The organism is Klebsiella sp. RC2, from assembly GCF_014192815.1.
GTDB lineage: Bacteria > Pseudomonadota > Gammaproteobacteria > Enterobacterales > Enterobacteriaceae > Klebsiella > Klebsiella variicola.
Map to the genome: position 1 here is coordinate 393,574 of NZ_JACHYL010000003.1, position 18,631 is coordinate 412,204.

18 protein-coding genes are annotated in these 18,631 nt (G+C 62.1%); 6 read left to right on the top strand and 12 right to left on the bottom strand.

The features are described from left to right. The 7 genes from FHW76_RS11495 to FHW76_RS11525 all read right to left on the bottom strand — a co-directional run bounded on the left by FHW76_RS11495 (position 1) and on the right by FHW76_RS11525 (position 6,472). Positions 1–984 carry a zinc-dependent alcohol dehydrogenase family protein gene (locus FHW76_RS11495; protein WP_183476701.1) on the bottom strand — a complete coding sequence of 328 codons (984 nt, stop codon included), beginning with the start codon at positions 982–984 and terminating at the stop codon, positions 1–3. Between the two features lie 22 nt (positions 985–1,006). Next, complete coding sequence (locus tag FHW76_RS11500) at positions 1,007–1,825, bottom strand: phytanoyl-CoA dioxygenase family protein (RefSeq protein ID WP_008805130.1); 819 nt, start codon at positions 1,823–1,825, stop codon at positions 1,007–1,009. 24 nt (positions 1,826–1,849) lie between these two features. After that, positions 1,850–3,022: an acetylornithine deacetylase gene (gene argE, locus FHW76_RS11505; RefSeq protein WP_409338953.1), complete on the bottom strand. Its 1,173-nt coding sequence runs from the start codon at positions 3,020–3,022 to the stop codon at positions 1,850–1,852. Next, positions 3,000–3,674 (bottom strand): DUF1028 domain-containing protein, encoded by a 675-nt coding sequence (locus FHW76_RS11510; protein ID WP_008805132.1) that lies wholly within the window; start codon positions 3,672–3,674, stop codon positions 3,000–3,002. Before FHW76_RS11510 ends, argE begins: the two co-directional genes overlap by 23 nt. Beyond that, positions 3,671–4,105 (bottom strand): RidA family protein, encoded by a 435-nt coding sequence (locus FHW76_RS11515; protein WP_004190423.1) that lies wholly within the window; start codon positions 4,103–4,105, stop codon positions 3,671–3,673. Before FHW76_RS11515 ends, FHW76_RS11510 begins: the two co-directional genes overlap by 4 nt. Positions 4,106–4,129: 24 nt before the next feature. After that, positions 4,130–5,389, bottom strand: a complete 1,260-nt coding sequence (locus FHW76_RS11520) for an NAD(P)/FAD-dependent oxidoreductase (RefSeq protein ID WP_022065437.1) — start codon at positions 5,387–5,389, stop codon at positions 4,130–4,132. Positions 5,390–5,557: 168 nt separating this feature from the next. After that, entirely contained in the window at positions 5,558–6,472 is a 915-nt protein-coding gene (locus FHW76_RS11525; RefSeq protein WP_004190428.1) for a LysR substrate-binding domain-containing protein, read from the bottom strand. A 488-nt stretch (positions 6,473–6,960) separates the two neighbouring features. Between FHW76_RS11525 and FHW76_RS11530 the strand changes: the two genes are divergently transcribed. The 4 genes from FHW76_RS11530 to FHW76_RS11545 are packed head-to-tail and all read left to right on the top strand — an operon-like array spanning position 6,961 to position 10,971. Continuing rightward, the gene (locus FHW76_RS11530) at positions 6,961–8,481 is read left to right on the top strand and encodes an amino acid ABC transporter permease/ATP-binding protein (RefSeq protein ID WP_004190429.1); all 1,521 of its coding nucleotides are present in this window, start codon (positions 6,961–6,963) and stop codon (positions 8,479–8,481) included. A gap of 26 nt (positions 8,482–8,507) precedes the next feature. Beyond that, on the top strand, positions 8,508–9,380 hold the full coding sequence (locus tag FHW76_RS11535) for a phytanoyl-CoA dioxygenase family protein (protein ID WP_004224469.1): 873 nt from the start codon (positions 8,508–8,510) through the stop codon (positions 9,378–9,380). A gap of 23 nt (positions 9,381–9,403) precedes the next feature. Beyond that, positions 9,404–10,234: an ABC transporter substrate-binding protein gene (locus FHW76_RS11540; RefSeq protein ID WP_183476705.1), complete on the top strand. Its 831-nt coding sequence runs from the start codon at positions 9,404–9,406 to the stop codon at positions 10,232–10,234. A gap of 5 nt (positions 10,235–10,239) precedes the next feature. After that, positions 10,240–10,971, top strand: coding sequence for a class II aldolase and adducin N-terminal domain-containing protein (locus FHW76_RS11545; protein ID WP_004224462.1), 732 nt, complete (start codon positions 10,240–10,242; stop codon positions 10,969–10,971). Positions 10,972–10,988: 17 nt separating this feature from the next. Here FHW76_RS11545 and FHW76_RS11550 read toward each other — a convergent pair whose 3' ends face one another. Beyond that, positions 10,989–11,879, bottom strand: a complete 891-nt coding sequence (locus FHW76_RS11550) for an oxidoreductase (RefSeq protein ID WP_012541944.1) — start codon at positions 11,877–11,879, stop codon at positions 10,989–10,991. Between the two features lie 124 nt (positions 11,880–12,003). Beyond that, a complete protein-coding gene (locus FHW76_RS11555) occupies positions 12,004–13,503 on the bottom strand; it encodes an aldehyde dehydrogenase family protein (RefSeq protein WP_183476707.1) in 1,500 nt (499 codons plus the stop codon). A 235-nt stretch (positions 13,504–13,738) separates the two neighbouring features. Between FHW76_RS11555 and feaR the strand changes: the two genes are divergently transcribed. After that, positions 13,739–14,641, top strand: a complete 903-nt coding sequence (feaR, locus tag FHW76_RS11560) for a transcriptional regulator FeaR (RefSeq protein WP_008805139.1) — start codon at positions 13,739–13,741, stop codon at positions 14,639–14,641. On the opposite strand, the gene FHW76_RS11565 is transcribed toward feaR, so the two are convergent. Genes FHW76_RS11565 through FHW76_RS11575 form a run of 3 tightly spaced genes read right to left on the bottom strand, consistent with a single transcriptional unit; the run spans position 14,642 to position 17,794 of the window. Further along, positions 14,642–14,965 (bottom strand): YdbL family protein, encoded by a 324-nt coding sequence (locus FHW76_RS11565; protein WP_012541948.1) that lies wholly within the window; start codon positions 14,963–14,965, stop codon positions 14,642–14,644. Positions 14,966–14,972: 7 nt separating this feature from the next. Next, positions 14,973–15,158, bottom strand: coding sequence for a YnbE family lipoprotein (locus FHW76_RS11570; RefSeq protein ID WP_012541949.1), 186 nt, complete (start codon positions 15,156–15,158; stop codon positions 14,973–14,975). Beyond that, positions 15,155–17,794, bottom strand: a complete 2,640-nt coding sequence (locus FHW76_RS11575) for a YdbH family protein (protein ID WP_168434379.1) — start codon at positions 17,792–17,794, stop codon at positions 15,155–15,157. Before FHW76_RS11575 ends, FHW76_RS11570 begins: the two co-directional genes overlap by 4 nt. A gap of 206 nt (positions 17,795–18,000) precedes the next feature. On the opposite strand from FHW76_RS11575, the gene FHW76_RS11580 reads away from it, so the two are divergent. Then, positions 18,001–18,501, top strand: coding sequence for a DedA family protein (locus FHW76_RS11580; RefSeq protein WP_008805142.1), 501 nt, complete (start codon positions 18,001–18,003; stop codon positions 18,499–18,501). Positions 18,502–18,631 lie beyond the last annotated feature (130 nt).

Sequence of the window (18,631 nt, forward strand, 5' to 3'; positions counted from 1 at the left end):
TTAGCCCGCGGTGAAATCGAGCAGGATTTTACCGCCTCTTCCCGGCTGGTCGGCGGCGGCAATTGCCTCCCGCCAGTCGTTCAACGCTATGCGCTGGGCCGGCGGCTGGGTGGTCGTTGGCAAGCGCAGCCAAATCTCGTCAAACGCCGCCCGCCACGCCGCCACGCTGAGTGTCGGCAACGCCTCCCGCAGATGAAACTTGCGCACCGTCGCGCTACCGCGCGTCTGGGTCAGCGGCTGCCCGGATAACAGCCCATAGGAGATCAGGAGCGACGATGCGGGCAGCACCGACAGCAGCGTATTCGCCAGTTCGCCGCCCACCGCGTCAAACACCAGATCGCTGTGCTGGCTGACCTTCTCCATCAGCGCCCGGTCGGTATCGAGGATCGGATAGATCCCGGCCTGTTCCAGGCGCGCCCGGTGCTGCGGCGAGCGAATAATCCCGCTCACCGAGCGGGCGCCCATCGCCAGCGCCCACTGTCCCAGCAGGCTGGCGCAGGAGGACGATGCCGCGGTCAGCACAAGGTGTTTTCCGGCAACCGGCCAGCGCTTGAGCATCAGCATAGCCGTCAGCGGATTGATATACCCGCGGGCGGCCAGCAGATCGTCAACCGCTGGCGGCACCGGCACCAGCCAGGTCTCATCCAGATCGATAAACCGCTGCCAGGTGCCGCCCCCGCGAAGAGGTAGCACCCGCTGGCCCGCGGTCAGCCGGCTGCCGTATGGCGCGGCGACCACCTCGCCAAGGCCTTCATAGCCGGCGACGGCCGGCAGTCGGGTGCGGTGTCGATAGGCGCCGGTCACGGGGATCAAATCCGAGGGATTCACCGGGGCATAGCGCATCCTGACCCGCACCCGTCCGCCCGCCAGCGGCGCCAGCGGCAGGCGTTTCAGGATCAGCACGGCGGCCGGCGGCCCGTAACGGTCATAAACAATGGCGTCGTTGAACATCGACAGGCTCCAGACAGCGAAAGGCGGGATCATAGCAGATCCCGCCGCCAGTGGCTCACGCCCGCGGCCAAACCTGGGGGAACAGCGGGGAATCCAGCGGGTCGCCGTCCCGCAGGGTCAGCTCGGGGAACGGTGGCGACGTCACGCCGCCGCGATCGGCAAACGCGGCGTCATCCCCCACCCAACGGGCGGAGAAGACCCGTCGCGCCCGCGCGCCGGGGTTGCCGCGGGCGCCATGGACGGTGCGGAAATGGAAGGCCACCGCATCCCCCGGCTCCAGCGCCCAGCTGACGATATCGTATTCGTCCTCATGGGCGTCGATATCCGGCAGGGTGCTGAACCGGGTGTGCTCGTAAAGCTTAGTGCCATTGAAACGGGTAGGACTGTACTCCTCCTCCCAGCGATGCGACCCGCGAATGCAGCGCAGCGAGGTGGCCTCCGCCACCGGGTCCAGCGGGATCCAGAAGCTGACGTTCTGTCTGCCGGAGACGCAATAGTAAGGCTGGTCATGATGCCAGGGAGTCACCGTGCTGCCTCCGGCCGGTTTGACCAGCGTATGTTCATGGAAAAATTTCGCCGTCTGCGACTGCATCAGCGCCGCCGCGATCTCGGCGGCCGCTGACTGAAAGACAAACTCGCTAAACGCCGGGATCCGCGACCAGTTGCAGTAGTCCTGAAAAAAAGGCGGCGAACCATCTTTGGGGATCACCGTGCGCGCATGACCATACTCGCTGGGGCTGGCCATCAGCGCCGTGACCCCTTCGGCGAGGCGCTCGACCCAGGGGGTAAAGACGCCTTTTAATAACACCGCGCCATCCGCCTGCCAGCGGTCGATGGTCGCTTGATCGATGTGGGGAGAGTGTTGGTTGTGCATCGCTTGGGTTCCTGTGTTGAGGGATCAGGTGAGCGGTTCCGCCGGTTCGGCACGCATCCACGCGCAAAGCTGTCGCAGCATCGTCATACAGCGCTCGGTCTGCGCGATGCTGATGTACTCATCGGCCTTATGGCCCTGGGCCATGCTGCCCGGTCCGCAGACCAGGGTCGCGACGCCCATCTCATCGAACAGCCCTCCTTCGGTGCCGAACGCCACGGTGGAGAAGCGGTCGCTGCCGCACCACTGTGCCAGCCAGCGGGCGAAGTCGGACTGCGGATCGCTGAGCAGCGGCGGATAGTGGCTTAACAGCTGGAACTGGATGTCGCTCCCGCTGCCTACCCGGCGCATCTCCGGCAGCAGCTGGCGGCGGGCGTAGGCCGCCAGCGCCTCGGTGACCGCTTCGGGACGCATCCCCGGCAGGTAGCGGATCTCAAAATCAAAGCGGCAGGACTGCGGAACAATATTCAGCGCGGCCCCACCCTGAATGGTGCCCACCTGCAGCGTGCTGAAGGGCGGCGAAAAGCGGCTGTCCTGCTGCCGGGCCAGACGCACGCCCAGCCGATCCAGGTGGTTGATCAGTCTCGCCGCGTAGCGGATGGCGTTCACCCCCTGCGGGGCATAGGCCGAATGGCAGGCCTGCCCCTCGATGCAGCAGCGCATGGCCAGTTTGCCTTTATGACCGAACACCGGCTGCATCTCCGTTGGCTCGCCGATGAGGCACAGCGCCGGTTTCTCCGGCGAGGCCTGCAGAAAATCCACCAGGCTGCGCACGCCGAGACAGCCGACCTCTTCGTCATAGGAGAAGGCCAGATGCAGTGGCATGCGCAGCGGCGCCGCCAGAAAGTCATCCACTGCCGCCAGCACGCAGGCGAGAAACCCCTTCATATCGGCGCTGCCGCGGCCATAGTAGCGGCCATCGCGCTCGGTCAGGCTGAAAGGCGGAACGCTCCAGGCCTGGCCGTCCACCGGGACCACGTCGGTGTGGCCCGAGAGCATCACCCCACCGCCGCCGGACGGCCCCAGCCGGGCGTAGAGATTGGCCTTACCGCCCGACGGGTCATAAAAGCGGCGGGACGCCACGCCGCGGGAAGCGAGAAAATCGGCGATCCAGTCGATCATCGCCAGGTTCGAATGGCGGCTGGTGGTGTCAAAAGCCAGCAGCGCGGCGAGGATGTTATTCATCGCCGGGGACGCCATAGGCGGGCGCATCGCGAGGGTCGAGCGCCCGGGTAATATAGGCGTCCATTTGCGGCTCCCAGGCCAGCCACAGTTGCTCAAGGGCCGCCAGCGGATCCGTCTCCGCCCAGTCAATACGCAGATCGACCACCGGCCACGGGTAATCGTCCACCACCTTCACCGCCGCCGAGTGGACCGGGCCGGCCTCGCCCCCGGCGGCAATCCCCGCGCGCAGCCCGGCCAGCAGCCGGCTGGCCAGTTCACCGCTCGCCGTCTCGAAGGCGGCCACCATCGCGGCGATCACCTCGTGACTGGCCAGCATGTTGCCCGCCGCCACGCAGTTATCTCCCGCCAGGGTGCCACCGATCCCGAGAGTATGTTCTCCGCTGAACGCCGCCACTTCACCGTTGGCATCAATCGCCGCGACCTGGCGATATTCGCGGAAGCGGTCCTCCGCCAGGGCCAGGTTCAGAGCCTGCTCAACGGAGGCCCCCGCCTCAAGCGCACCAAGAATATGCGGCCCCAGCGACGGTAAGGTTATGTTCTGACTGGCGACTGCGCCGACGCCGGGCAATAGCCACGGACAGCGCGATCCCACGGCCATGCTCGACGAACTAATGGCAATGCCCAACTGACCTGATTCCGGGCAGCGGGCGCTAATAGAGAGAGTCATTCTGCTGCCTCCCCCTGCCAGTCGTCAGGGATCACCGCCGTAACGTCAATCTCCATCAGCCACTGCGGCTGCGCGAGGGCCGACACCACCACCCCGGTGGAGATGGGAAAGACGCCTTTTAACCATTTGCCCACCTCCTGATAGACCGGCTCGCGATAGCGGGGATCGATCAGATAAGTGGTGGTCTTGACGATATGCGAGAGGTCGCTTCCCGCCTCTTTCAGCAACTGTTCAACATTCTTCATTGCCTGCTCCGCCTGCGCCCGCGGGTCGCCGAGGCCAATCAGATTGCCGGCGAAATCGGTGCCAACCTGGCCGCGAACGTAGACGGTATTGCCGGCCCGCACCGCCTGGCACAGATCGTTGTTCAGCGCCTGGTTCGGGTAGGTCTCTTTGGTGTTAAACATGCGAATACGGGTATGAGTTGGCATCAAAGCACTCCTTAAGGAAAACGGTTAACAGGACGGCTGGTAACGCTGGTACTGGCGCTGAATGGCGATCTGGTCGGCAATATATTTGGCATCGTGCCAGACGCCCCAGATAAAGGTGGACCCGCGCCGCGAGAGCCAAGGCAGGCCGAGGAAATAGACGCCCGGCTCCGTCGATACGCCGCGGTGATGCTGTGGCCGCTGTGCGTCATCGAAGGCGTTGACCTTCAGCCAGCGATAGTCGGTGGTGTAGCCCGTCGCCCAGATGATGGTGCCGATCCCGGCCTCCGCCAGATTGAGACTGAGCAGCGGGTCGGTAACGCAGGCCGGATCGGGCAGAAATTCGCGGGCGGAGGGCTCTTCGGGCAGGTCCATACCGTTGCGGGCCACCCACGCGTCCGCGGCGTCGAGCAGCGCAAGGTAGGAGGCATCGCCGCGGCGGATATTCTCCGCCAGGTCGTGGTGAAACAGTGCTTTGTCACCGTCAAAGCCACGGGTCTGCCCCACTAACGTGACCCCCTGATGCGCCAGCTGGCGAAAATCGACGGTATGGCCGCCGCGCGCGCCGCTCACCGCGATAGTGACATGCTCTTTACCCGGCGCATTGGCCGCGGCATCCCACATTCCCAGCACCCCGAGCCACCAGCAAAAATCGCGCTGACGATAGCGACGCGGCGGGCGGTCGTGCGCTCCCACCGACAGCCACACCGCGCGTCCGGCTCGCTGTAGCTCATCGGCAATCTGCACGCCGGAGGAGCCTGCGCCAATCACCAGCACACCGCCCTCCGGCAGCTGCTGCGGGTTAAAATAGTGCGCGGAGTGGAGCTGCTGAATAGCCTGACTCTGTGGGGCGATGGCCGGGATCACTGGCCGCTGAAACGGCCCGGTGGCCGCCACGATCCGCTGCGCTTCAATCACCCCCTGCGAGGTGTCGATACGAAAGCCCGGCCGTCCGACGAGGCGTTCGGCGCTGAAAACCTCCACCCCGGTACGGATCGGCGCATTGAAGCTGCGGGCATAGGCGGCAAAATAGTCTGCCACCTGCTCTTTGCCGACAAAGCTGTCTGCCGGGCAGTCCGGGAACACCATGCCCGGGAACCGATCGTGCCAGGCCGGGCCGTTGGCGACCAGCGAATCCCAGCGTCCGCTGCGCCAGGCCTGGGCAATACCCTGCTTTTCCAGCACCAGGTGGGGGATATCCAGCCGGGTCAGATGCTCGCTCATGGCGACGCCCGCCTGCCCCGCGCCCACCACCAGGGTATCGATCTCGGTAATCTGTTCAGTCATTTCGCTATCCTTCAAGCACAGTTGCCGACGACGTCGCCGGAATTGACGGCTTTCAGGTTATTTAACTGTGACGAATTGGTAAAATATTATAAAACGATCGACTGAATAGAATTTTACGAGGCTGAGTGACGACAAAAAATAATGCCTGCCGGATCGACAGGCGTTATTTCAGGCGTGAGTTGGGGTTAATTCGATGCTGCGACAATAATCCATAAACAGTTGCGTCGGCCGCGTGGGCTCATTATTCGCGAGATGCGCCATAATTAAGGTCGAGGCGGGCATCTCGTCGGCAATATCCCGCTGCACCACTCTTTCGCCATCGTAGGTCATATCGCAGCAGGGCCGGGTGACCAGCACCGAAAAACCCAACCCCTGACCCACCATACAGCGCACCATTTCAATGGAGGGGGAACTGTAAGCCACTTCCGGGTGATAACCCTTTTCCTTAAAGATGGAGATAAAATAATTTTTACTGGGGACCGCATCGAGGAGGATCATCGGCTCGCGGCTCAGCTCCTGCAGCGTCACCTGCGCCTTCTGCGCCAGCGGATGCGCGGCGGGCAGCAGCGCGTAGGGTTTATGCGGGGCATTGAGCCGCTCTTTATTGATCGAATGGCCGAGCTCCAGATCGTAAACCAGCGCGAGGTCGAAGCGGCCGCGGTGCAGGCCATGCATCAGCTCATGCTGTTCGCCGTCGTACAGATGCAGGGTGATTTCCGGATAGCATTTCTTAAACCCGGCCACCAGCTTCGGCATATACAGCGGAGCCACCGATTCGAAGCAACCGATGGAGATCATGCCAGAAACCAGCTCTTTATCCGCTCGCGAATTCTGTTCGAACTCCCAGGACAGGCGCAGCAGCTCTTTCGCTTTATCGTAGATCCGCCGACCGCTGGAGGTGAGCGAAACGCCCTGCGCATGGTGGCGAATAAACAGCTGCTGGTCGAAGGTGCTCTCCAGATTCTTGATGGCAATCGAAATCGACGGCTGCGCAATGTGCAGCTGGCGGGAGGCCTCGGCGATACTCTCCGTCTCCACCACGGTGACGAAATATTTGAGCTGCTTCAGGGTAAATCGGTTCATAGCATCACCATTGATAAAATATGGTCCGGCGTACACGGGGAATAGTTTTCCTCTAAGTCCCAAGCAATCCGCGTGCCACCCCCGGAAAAGCGCGGCGCATTGCCCGACAAGGGGCGACAATATTTATTATTGCTCTACGCCCGCGTGGTTTATTTCCACCATTGCACCATCATGCGCCACGCTGCACGCCAGACTGGCAGCGCCTGCCCCAGTTTCGCGCAAAATAACCTGTCTGCGCAAAATAGCGTTATTGAATTACAGTCATTGTTTTTAAATTGTTTACACAAAGTATCTTAACAATCACTTTAAATTCCATATCGTTAATATCTCTGTATAGTTTTTTTAAACTTAAAGACCAAAAATTTACTAATTGCCTCTGAAAGCATCCTGCCAGCATAGTGTATTCGCACGATGAATACCGGTGGCGCTCCATTACGGCACAGCCGAGCCACTTTCATTTTTGATAATTATGACGAGTGAAATAGCCCATGACGTTTAACTGGAACTACATGTTAAGCCTGCTCAGCGATGCCGATTTTTGGTGGGCCACCTGGACCGTCATTAAATTAAGTCTGCTGACCTGGGGCTGCAGTATTGTGCTCGGATTTATTCTGGCGCTGGCCAAACAGTCGCCGCGCGGCTGGTTATCCACCCCAGCCCGGCTGTATATCTGGTTATTTCGCAGTATGCCGCTGCTGGTCCTGCTGATTTTTGTCTACAACATGCCGCAGGCGCTGCCCTCCTTCGCCCCGGTGCTGAACGATCCCTTCTGGGCCGGCCTGCTGGCGATGGTCCTCAGCGAAGCGGCTTATATCGCCGAGATCCACCGCGGCGGATTGCTCTCCATCCCTCGCGGGCAGAGCGAAGCCGCACGGGCCCTGGGGTTGCGCTACGCCGGGATCCAGTGGCGGGTGATCATCCCCCAGGCGCTGCGCGTCGCCCTGCCGGCGCTGGCCAATGAATATATCGCCATCGTGAAGCTCAGTTCGCTGGTGTCGGTGATCTCCCTGACCGAAATATTGATGGTCGGCCAGCAGCTCTACTCGCAGAACTTTCTGGTCATGGAGACGATGACGGCCGTGGCGTTTTATTACATCTTTATCGTCACGGTGTTCGATTTTCTGCTGAAACGGCTGGAGAACTACCTTGACGTGACCCAGCGCAATACCGCTCGTCCGGTAGATGCCGAGATGCAGCGGCTGGCCAGCGCCCGCCGCCCGGCGATGGCGCGCAGCGTCACCCAGAGTCATGAGCCGGCGCTGCAGGCCTCTAAGCTGCATAAGGCCTACAACAACGTCGAAGTGTTGGGGGCGGTGAGCCTGCAGATCCAGCCCGGCGAGGTGGTCTCGGTCATCGGTCCGTCAGGCTCGGGGAAAACCACCCTCATTCGCCTGCTGAACGGTCTTGAGCAGATCGATAACGGCGAAATTCAGATTAACGGCCAACCCTTTATTCACCTCGACCGTCAGGGGCAGCAGAAGCCGCGCTTTATGGAGAATGCCGAACATCGCCTGAACATCGGCATGGTGTTCCAGAGCTTTAACCTGTTCCCGCATCTGACCGTGTTCGGCAATCTGCTGCTGGCCCCGCGCTATCACCATCTGGCAAGTGACGCGGAGCTGCGCCAGCACGCCTGCGAACTGCTGCACAAAGTGGGCATGCTGGAGCACGCCTGGAAGTATCCACACCAGCTCTCCGGCGGACAGCAGCAGCGGGTGGCGATCGCCCGCGCCCTGATGATGCGTCCGCAGATCATGCTGTTCGATGAGCCCACCTCGGCGCTGGATCCGGAAAAAGTGAATGAAGTGCTGCAGGTTATCGAATCCCTGGCCCACGAAGGCATCACCATGGTCATCGTCACCCACGAGATGAACTTCGCCTTCAAAGTGTCCGACCGGATCGTGTTTATGGAGAAAGGCCGGGTGGTGTGCGATGACACGCCGCAGGCGATGCGTAGCGGGCAACACCCGCGGGTCGAGGCCTTTCTCAAAGATGTTTCTCTGGCTTAACTATCGGAACGTGAAGAGGAAAAACTATGATTGCGCAGTGGCAAATTGATCAGTTTCATCAGCAGGGTTTTCTGGTGGTCGAAGAGGTGCTTTCCAGCGCCGACATCGCCGCCCTGCAGAGCGATTTCGACGGCTGGGTCGAGGAGAGCCGCGGTCACGCGACGGTGTGGGGAGAAACCCTCGACGGGCGGCCGCGCTTCGATATCGAGCGCGATCATGCTCCTGACCATCCGTCGCTGCGCCGGGTCGCCTCCCCGACGGAGATCTCCGAGGCCTATCGCCATACTGCGCTGAACTCGCGGATGGCGACCATCGCCGCGCAGCTGATCGGCGGCAGCGGCACCCGCTTTCATCACAGCAAAATTAACTCCAAGCTGCCGCACACCGCCACCGAGGTGAAATGGCATCAGGATTTCCTTTTCACCCCGCACAGCAATGACGACATCATCACCGCCCTGCTGATGGTCAGCGAGGTGACGCCAGAGAATGGCCCGCTCAACGTGGTGCCGGGCAGTCATCAGGGGCCGCTGTGGTCCCACTGGCAGGAGGGGCGCTTCACGGGGGCGGTGGATGATGAGGTGGTGGCGACGCACTGCCAGCAGCCGCAGGCCTGTTTTGGCCCGGCGGGCTCAGTCTGCTTTATGCATACCCGCCTGCTGCACGCCTCCAGTCCCAACGAAACCGCCCTGCCGCGCACCCTGTTCATCAGCGTCTACGCCGCGGAGGATGCGCTACCCTACGGCGAAAACCCGCTGCCGAGCCGCCATGCCGGCCAACTGGTCGCGGGAGAAGAGAGCGGTCTGGTGCGCAGCACCAATAACCAGCTTCGTCTGCCGCAGAAGCCGCGCGGCGCTTCGTTTTTTGTTCAGCAGGCCGGCGCCGATCGCGCCAGCATGTAATTTGCCCACACTCCGGAGGTTTTATGACACGCATTTTCGCACCACGCCCGCTGACCCTGCTGCTCTGCGCAGCGGCTGCTCTGACATCCTTTAGCGCACTGGCCTTTCAGCAAAGCGGTAAGATCACCGCCGGTTCGGACATGACCTTTTTTCCTTACGAGTACATGGAAAACAATAAGCCAGCCGGTTTTGACATCGAGCTGCTCGATGGTCTGGCGAAGACTATGGGCCGTGAAGCAGTGAATATCGATACCCGCTTCCCCAACCTGATCCCCGGGCTGCAGGGTGGGCGCTTCGATATCACCAACTCGTCGATGTACATTACCGCCGAACGCCTGAAGGTGATCGATATGGTGCCGTACCTGAAAAGTGGGGAAGCGATCCTCGCCCGCAAAGGCGGCGACTACCAGCCTAAGACCCCGGAGGACTTCTGCGGGCATAAAATCGGCTCGATGGGCGCCACCTCGTGGCTGGCGCAATTGCAGAAGCTTTCCGCCGACTACTGCGTGAAGAAGGGGTTGAAGCCGATTGCGCTGAGCGTTTATACCACCGACCCGCAGACCACCCAGGCGCTGCTGTCGCGCGCGGTGGATGCGCAGATCACCGACGCCGCCGTGGCGCGCGGGGTGGTGGAAAAACTGGGCGACCGGGTGGTTATCTCCTCTGACACGCTGATCTATCCGGTGCTGAACGGCTTTGGCGTTAAAAAAGGCAATACTGAGGTGAAAACCGCCCTCGAAGAGGCGCTGAAAAAGTACAGCGCGACGCCGGAATATGCCGCCCTGCTGAAGAAATATCGCTTCCAGGCGCCGACGGCGGACGATCTGCAGACCCTGATGCCGAAAGCGGAGTAATGGCCATGCGCGATTCCGATGAAGAGCAGATCCGCATCGACCTGGCGGCCACCTTTCGCATCATTGCCCATCTTGGCATGCATGAGGCGGTGGCCAACCATTTCAGCGCCGCGCTCTCCGCTGACGGGAAAACGTTTTTACTCAACCCGAAGTGGAAACACTTTTCGCGCATCCGCGCCAGCGATCTGCTGGTGCTGAACGCCGATGATGAAGGTTGCGCCGCGCGCCCTGACGTCGATGCCACCGCGTGGGCTATTCACGGGCAGATCCATCAGCGGCTCCCGGACGTGCGGGTGGTGCTGCATCTGCACCCGGTGTACACCACCAGCCTCGCCTGTCTGGCGACGCCGCAGATCCTGCCCATCGACCAGAACACGGCCCGCTATTTTAACCGGGTCGCCGTCGATACGCTGTACGGCGGGATGGCGGACACCGCGGCAGAAGGCGCCCGGTTGGCGGGCCTGCTGGCGGACAAACGCCGCCTGCTGATGGGGAATCACGGGGTGCTGGTGACCGCCCCGACCATCGGCGAAGCGTTCGATGATATCTGGACCCTGGAGCGCGCCTGTCAGATCCTGATCACCGCCTGGTCCACCGGCCAGCCGCTGAAGGTTCTGTCAGACGCGGTAGCGGAAAAAACGGCCCAGGACTGGGAGAAGATTGCCGATTTCTCGCGGCAGCATTTTGCCGAAATGAAGCAGTTAATGATCGACCTCGATCCCTCCCTGGTGGACTAACCCCGCGCCTGCCCGGGTCAGCCCGGGCCGTCGCTGGCTGCCGCCAGCAGCGGCACGATGATATCGCTGAGCGGTGTCGGAATGCCGTGCTGACGTCCGCGACGCTGCACCACGCCGTTACGAATATCCCACTCCAGCGGTCGGCCATTCAGGCGATCGATCAGAATAGAGGTGCTTAAGTCGGCAGGCGCCCGGTGAAAGCCGGCGATAATCTCCTCCGGCACGCTGTCGCCCAGGGCGGCCCCTTCCGCCCGCGCCACCTGCAGACATTCGCGCAGATAAGCCAGTCCGAGGGCAGTAATGTCTTCCCGGGCAAACATCCCGGCGCGGCGTCCGGTCAGCACCATCAGTCCGGCGACGGCGTTCTGCAACAGTTTACGCCAGGCCACGGTGGTAAAATCCGCCGCCAGGTCCACCGCGCAGCGGGTCCCCGCCAGCGCCTGCTGCACTCGCTCTGCCCCCGGCAGATCCGGGAGGGTCAGGCGCGGCGTGGCGCGCAGCCAGACAGAGGCATCGGCATCGCGCTGCGCCGGAAACCAGACCACCGAGGGCAACACCGTCGCGCCGCCGGTCAGGGGGGCAAACTGCTGGCGCTGCTCAACGCCGTTTTGCAGCACGCACACCACGGTGTCCGTGGAACACAGGGCCGTCAGCCAGGAGGCGATGGCCTCCGTCTGGGTAGTTTTCACCGCGACAAAGACCAGGTCGAAGGGGGCGGCTATCGCCGTTGGGTCGGTGTGCACCGGGCCGGGCACCACGATCTCGCCCTCGTCAGTGCGCAGCACCAGCGCCGAATGGGCGGTACGGCCGCAGACCATCGGCGCCCTCCCCACCTCAAACAGGGCGGCGGCGATAGTCGTGCCGATGGCGCCGGGACCAATAAGTGCAACCTTAGGAAATGCTGTCATGCCGAAGACCTCCTGGTGATTCACCGCCCTGGTTGGGCAAAGATTGCCCTCCACAGTAGCGAGAAAGACCGGAGGTCGGCAAGCGGCGCGTCGGGAAAAGCCATTCGCTTTCCCCGACAGCGGTCTAGTAACGCACGCAGACGGATTTGGTTTCGCACCAGCCGTCGAGCCAGTCAGGGCCGAAATCGCGGCCGGTACCAGACTGCTTCATGCCGCCGAAAGGCAGGTTGGCGTCAATCAGAGTATGGCTGTTGACCCATACCGTTCCCGCCTGCAGACGGTCGGTGTAGTTCAGGGCCTGGGTTAGATCGCGGGTCCAGACGCTGGCGGTCAGACCAAAATCGCTGTCGTTGGCCAGACGCAGCGCCTCCTCGCCGTCGGCCACCCGCACCAGGTTCACCACTGGGCCAAACACCTCCTCACGGGTGAGGCGCAGCCCGGCGTCGGGGTTAACCACCAGCGTCGGCGGAATATAGTACCCCCCCGCATCCGGTCCGGCGCTGCCGCTGATGAGCTCTGCCTTCTGCTGGCGAGCCTCTTCGAGGTAGGCCGCCACCTTGTCGCAGTGGGCCCGGGAGACCACCGGGTTGATCTGCGCCGTCTCCTGTATCCCCGGCCCCACCTGCAGCGATTTTACCGCCTGCTCGAAACCGCTGACCAGGGTGTCAAACAGCGGCGCTTCGATGTAGATCCGCGAGCTGGCGGCGCAGACCTGCCCCTGATTGAGGAAGCTACCGGTCATCAGCCCCTCAATAACCCACTGGGGATCGGCATCTTTGAGCACAATCGCCGGGTTCTTGCCGCCCAGCTCCAGCGTCACGCGAGTCAGGCGGTCGGCGGCCACACGGGCGATCTGTTTCCCGGTCGCCGTTGAGCCGGTAAAGCTGACCTTCGCTACCTGCGGATGGGCGGTCAGCGCCGCGCCGCAGCCGGCGCCGCTGCCGGTGACCACGTTGAATACCCCGTCAGGTATGCCCGCCAGGGTCGCCAGCTCTGCCACCCGCAGCAGGGTCAGCGGGGTGGTTTCAGAAGGTTTGATGACGATCGAACAGCCTGCCGCCAGGGCCGGCATGACCTTCCACATGCCGATCATCAGCGGGAAATTCCACGGGACGATGCCCGCCACCACCCCGACCGGCTCTTTTTTGGTCCACGCCTGGTAACGCGCCCCTTGCGGGAACGGGATCGACACGTCCAGCGTCCGGCCGCTGATCTTGGTGGTCAGCCCCGCGGTGTAGCGCATCCAGTTCAGGGTGCAGCCGACCTCAAAGGCGCGAGAGATCGCAATGGATTTGCCCTGCTCAAGGGTTTCCAGTTGCGCCAGCTCTTCGCCGTGCTGCTCCACCAGGTCGGCAAAACGCAGCAGGATGCGTTCACGGTCGGCCGGGGTGCGCCCGGCCCAGCGGCGATCGACAAAAGCGCGCCAGGCGGACATTACCGCCCGGTCAACATCCGCCGGGCTGGCGTCGGCGGTGGTGGCAATCGCCTGCCCGGTGGCCGGATCCCAGACGGTTAACCGGTTTTCGCTCTGCGCGGCGCAGGGAGCGCCGTCGATATACAGGCCATGCTGACGGTCTAAAAACTGCTGGACGCTGGCAAGCAGCGCTATCTGAGAGGTGGACATACCCTTTCCTTATTCTTCGCGGATAGTGCTTTCAGTCTATGTCCGGTTGGCGGCTGGCGCTTTTTTCTCTGTGACATTCGTTTGCGCCGCTGTGACAGTCGCCGCAAATCCGCGGCTTACCCTGGCAGAAATGTGCCGCAGGTAATAGTTCTTTCATATACCCGCCATCGCGGCCTTGCCTGAGGCGGCATAAATGCAACAATGCGGAAACATTGTTATTACAGGAGAAGGGCGAATGATGACCACGGCAGAGGGGGGGCTGGCGTACCAGCGCTGGCTGGCGACGATCAATCAGGTCTGCGGCCATTTCGCCGCCCGGCCGCTGGAGGGGCGCTTCCACGGCGAGATTGACGCCCGCTACGCCGGTAACCTCAAGGTCAGCACGGTCACCGCCGCCGGCGTTAATCTCTACCGCACACACAATGAGATAAAACGCGATAACGACGCCTGGTTCTACACCGTATTTCAGCTTGCCGGCGAAGCCATCATCGAACAGGACGATCGCCAGGTGACGCTGGCGGCAGGCGATATCACGTTAATCGACGCCGCCCGCCCCTGCTCGATTGTCTGGCAGCAGACCTCGCGTCAGGCCTCCCTGCTGCTGCCGCGCCAGCGGGTGGCGCCCACAGGCGACATCGCCACCGCCTGCCGGCTGGACAAATCCCTGCCAATGGTGCAGCTCAGCCAGCGATTGTTGCTGGAAAGCATGGGCGGCACGACACTCTCCGCCAGCGAGAGTGAAGCGGCGCTGGAGGCGATCGCCTGCCTGTTGCGCCCGGTGCTGCATCAGCGCGAGCCTACCCCTTCCCGGAGGGAAAAGCAGTTTCAAAAGATTATTGCCTTAATCGATGCGTCCATTCAGTCGGAGCATTTGCGCCCGGAGTGGCTGGCCAGCGAGACGGGGATGTCGGTACGCAGCCTGTACCGGCTGTTTGCCGACAAAGGGCTGGTGGTGGCGCAGTATATTAAGAACCGGCGGTTGGATCTGTGCGCCCGGGCGCTACAGAATGCCCATGACGACGAAAAGCTGGCGGGGATCGGCTACCGCTGGGGCTTCAGCGACCACAGCCATTTCTCCACCGCCTTTAAGCAGCGCTTTGGCGTCTCGCCGGGCGAATACCGCAAGCGCTGCCGCTGATCATTTACGCCGCCACTGGCCGTTCAGCCCCTGGACGTACTCCCCGGGCTGAGCCCGGGCCACCAGCTTCTGCCCGGCCATTTTCGCCACTTCATCTACCGGCAGATTGTTGTCATCCGCCAGCTGCTGGTAGCTTTCGCTGCGCGCGGCGTTGATCTGCTTCACCAGCGCTAAGGTCTCTTTATCCTGGCGCAGCGGCGCCAGATAGCCGTTCAGCGTTTCCCCCACCCGCCCCTGCTGCCGCGCTTCGCTCAGGGTCAACGCCAGCGCGGGCGCGCTGAGTAAGGTCAGCGCCAGCGCTGCGCTTAACAGTCGTTTTCTCATCGTCGCCTCAGAACAGATCGCTGCGGGATTTCAGCAGATTTTCCACATCCTTATCGACCTTGATATGGATCTCATGCTCAATTTTGACATTCATATTAATGGTGATGGGCTCTTTCGATGCCGCAATTTCGATACGCGGCGTACAGCCGGCGAGCAGCATCGGCGCCACCATGGCCAGTAGCAACTTCTTCATTTAGGTTCCTTACATGTCTTACCGTCCGTACAGTGCCGCACGGGCAGCATGGCATTCTGTTCGAGCCACGCCTGTAAATTGTCGCCGAAGCGTAAACTGCGCCACAGGTCGAAAATATTCTCTTCATGAGCGTAGTTTAAATGCACGGTACTGCTTTTCCCGTCCACCCGGCTGGTACCGTTGATGGTGGCCTTAAGCGTCAATACGCCCAGATTGTCGAGGTTAATCCGCGTCCACGAGCGGGAGATCTCCATATAGCGCAGCCAGTTAATCGCCGCCCCGGCGGAGACATTGTCCGCCACCAGCGCATCGGCAGTGTCTTTATCCAGCCGCAGGGTCATCGGCCCGTCATTACGCAACCAGCCGTCGTGGATGATCCATTGGTTGTTTTCCAGCCACAGCGGCAGCGCGCCGCTCACCGCCCCGGACATGGCGAACTGCTTCACCTTGACGGCGCTGGTGAGTTCGCTGCTGGAGATATGTTGCAGACGGATCAGCGCCGGGTCGCGCTGCGGCATGCGCAGCTGCAGCAGGGTCAGTTTTCCGCCTAACAGATCGACGCTGACGTCGCTGAGCTGCAGCGGATTGGCCTCACTCCACGGCCAGGTGCCCTGCAGGTCCGCCGTCAGATTGCGCGCGGTAACCTGGTTGACGATTTCGCCAATACGCAGGGAGACCGGACGACGGGTGCCCAGTTGCCAGTGGCCGTCGCTGAAACGGAATGGCAGCACGAAGTCGACACCGTTAATCTGGTTATCCGGCATCCAGGCGCTGCCGCCCTTCAGCACGCCGTGGCCGCCCGCCTCAAATCCCTGCCCGGCCGCCGCTGAAAAGGCCACCTGCGCATAGAGACTCCCTTCCCGCAGGTTCATCTTCCAGTCCGGTGGCACCAGCGGCTGGAACACCGTCAGCGACTGTTTTGGCCACCACGCCTGGCCGCGCAGCCGTTCGCCATCCCAGCGCCCGGTCAGCCGCACCGGGCCAATGGTATCGGCGTGCAGGGCGCCGGTGAACTGGAACCACGTCGGGTCCCGGCCGTCGAGGGCAAATTTCAGCGTTGACGCCGGGAGATAGCTGCCGCCGGAGAAGGTGGTTTTGGCCGCGTCCAGCGACAGCGCGCCGGTCAGCCGCGGGTGCTGGGCATCACGCAGCCAGCGGATCGGCTGCTCGAGCGTCAGACGCGGCGTACTGACCCGCATCGTGCCGTACTCGAGCTTATCGAAGCCGGTGGAGAGGCTGCTCAGGGTAATAGCATTGTCGCGCCACTCCCCGCTGCCCTTCACATCCCAGCGCGCCTGCATCGGGGTGAAGTGTCCCTCACCCCAGTAGCGCCATTGCCAGCGGCCGCTGTCGGGCAGAAAATCGCTCGCCTGACCGTCCAGATGCAGCGTAAAGTCGCCCATCTGCTGCTCATGGGCGCGGAGGATCGCCTGCAGGCGGCCATCGACGCCCTGCTGGGTCACTTTCACCCCAGCCAGCGGCCAGCGAATTTCATCAATATTCAGCGCATCGATCACTCGTCCGCGCGAACGCAGCAGCGCCCCGGGATGAAACGCCAGCTGCGGGCTGACCAGCGACCCGCTGAGCTGCGCCGGCAGCGCCGCGTAGAAGATCATCTCCCCCAGCTTGGCCTCGCCGGTGAGCCGCAGCGGCATGTCGCTGTTATCCATGCTTAGCTTGCCCGGACCGATATTCAGCACCGCGTTGCCTTTGCCGGCATGCCCCTCGGTGAGGACATTTAAGCGACCGCTGACGGTCATCTGCTCGGTCCCCTGCTGCCAGTTACCCACCGACAATGCGACGCGCCCGCTGAGCGGGTAGTTCTGGTAGCGGGTGCGCCAGCGGCCGTCGCTGATGGTGATCCGCTCCGGGGTGATCTCCCACGGCAGGTCCAGGATCGGCTCTACCTCGCCGCGCGGCGTCACCAGCAGCTGGCCGCGATTGTGCTGCCACTCGAGCTCGGCATCGATCCATTCCGCGGTTTGTGGAAATTCAAAGGTGCCCTGCATCTGGCCGTCGACCGGCAGACCATCCGGTACCAGCGGCAGGTGGAAGGTTCCCACCAGCTTCACCGGCGGCTGATCGTCAGTCAGCCGGGCGCTGAACTGGCTGACGGTGAGGGCCTGGCCGCGCAGGCGCGCCTGCAGACTCAGTTCCTTACCGGCAAAGCCGATGTCCTGCTGCACTGGCGTCAACGACATCACCAGCCGCCCCTGCCATTTCTCCCACGGCGACAGCCGCAGGTTATCAATCGTTAACCAACTGTAGGGCAACATCGATTGCCATTCGGCGAGGGTGCGCGGCGATCCCGGCGTGGGCTCGCTGGCCGGCAGTTTGCTCAGACAAGCGCTGTTGATGTCCAGCTGGCCAATATGCAGCCGCCAGCGGCTGGGACGCGAAAGGCGGGTATCGGTCACCCGGGCGAGTTCACAGTCGCCCACCAGATAGCGCAGATCGGGGATCAGCAGAGCCGACCGCGTCAGACGCGGGCTCTCCTGCAACGAGATACGAGTGCCAACAGGCAGCCAGATGCCCGCCAGCGTCGGCACCCAGTGGGTCAGCGTCAACAGCAGCGTTAGCGGCAATAACACCAGCACTAACACCAGCGCGATGGCGGCTTTATATTTACCCTTCATGGGCAGTTAATATCCTGATTCAACATAAGTAAAAGCCGAATGGCGCCCATTGTGACACGTTCGACCAGTGAGTGAAAGTTTGCGACCTGTTAAAGCATAGTTGCCAGCCGGTATCGCGGCGCGGCGATCGGCCGTCATCATTTAGCTTTTGTTTAAGCAGCGCCTGCCACACTCCAGCCAGACAGAAATGGCTTGCGGGAGAGACCGTGTCGTTAATTATCTCGCTCTTTGAGAGCGCACAGGGCCACTATCCATTGGTATTACTAATGGTTTTCCTGCTCACCTTCACTAAATCCTGCGCGCTGGTGTCGCTGGCGATCCCGGGCACCTCCGGCCTGCTGCTGTTGGGGACATTCGCTTCCGCCAGTCTCGGTCATTTCCTGTTAATGTGGTCCAGCGCCAGCCTCGGCGCCATCGGCGGATTCTGGCTCTCGTGGTGGTTAGGCGTTCGCTATCGTCACCGCCTCACACAGTTACGCTGGCTCACCGCCGAGCGGCTGGCCCGCAGCCGACTCTTTTTTCAGCGCCGCGGGCTGTGGGCGGTCTTTTTCAGTCGCTTCCTCTCTCCCCTGCGCGCCACCCTGCCCCTGGTCAGCGGCGCCAGCGGCCTGCCGCTGTGGTCGTTTCAGCTAGCTAACGTCAGCTCCGGTCTGCTGTGGCCGTTTCTGCTGCTCTCCCCCGGCGCTTTAAGCCTCAGTTTGTGGTGAAAAAACTTTGTCTTTCAAAGAGATTCCGCAAATCCGCGATATGCTCTAGAATTAGCATAAGCACCTGACACTTAAACTATTTTTTAATAATTGTACGATTATTTTAAATATGCTACCGTGACGTTATAAT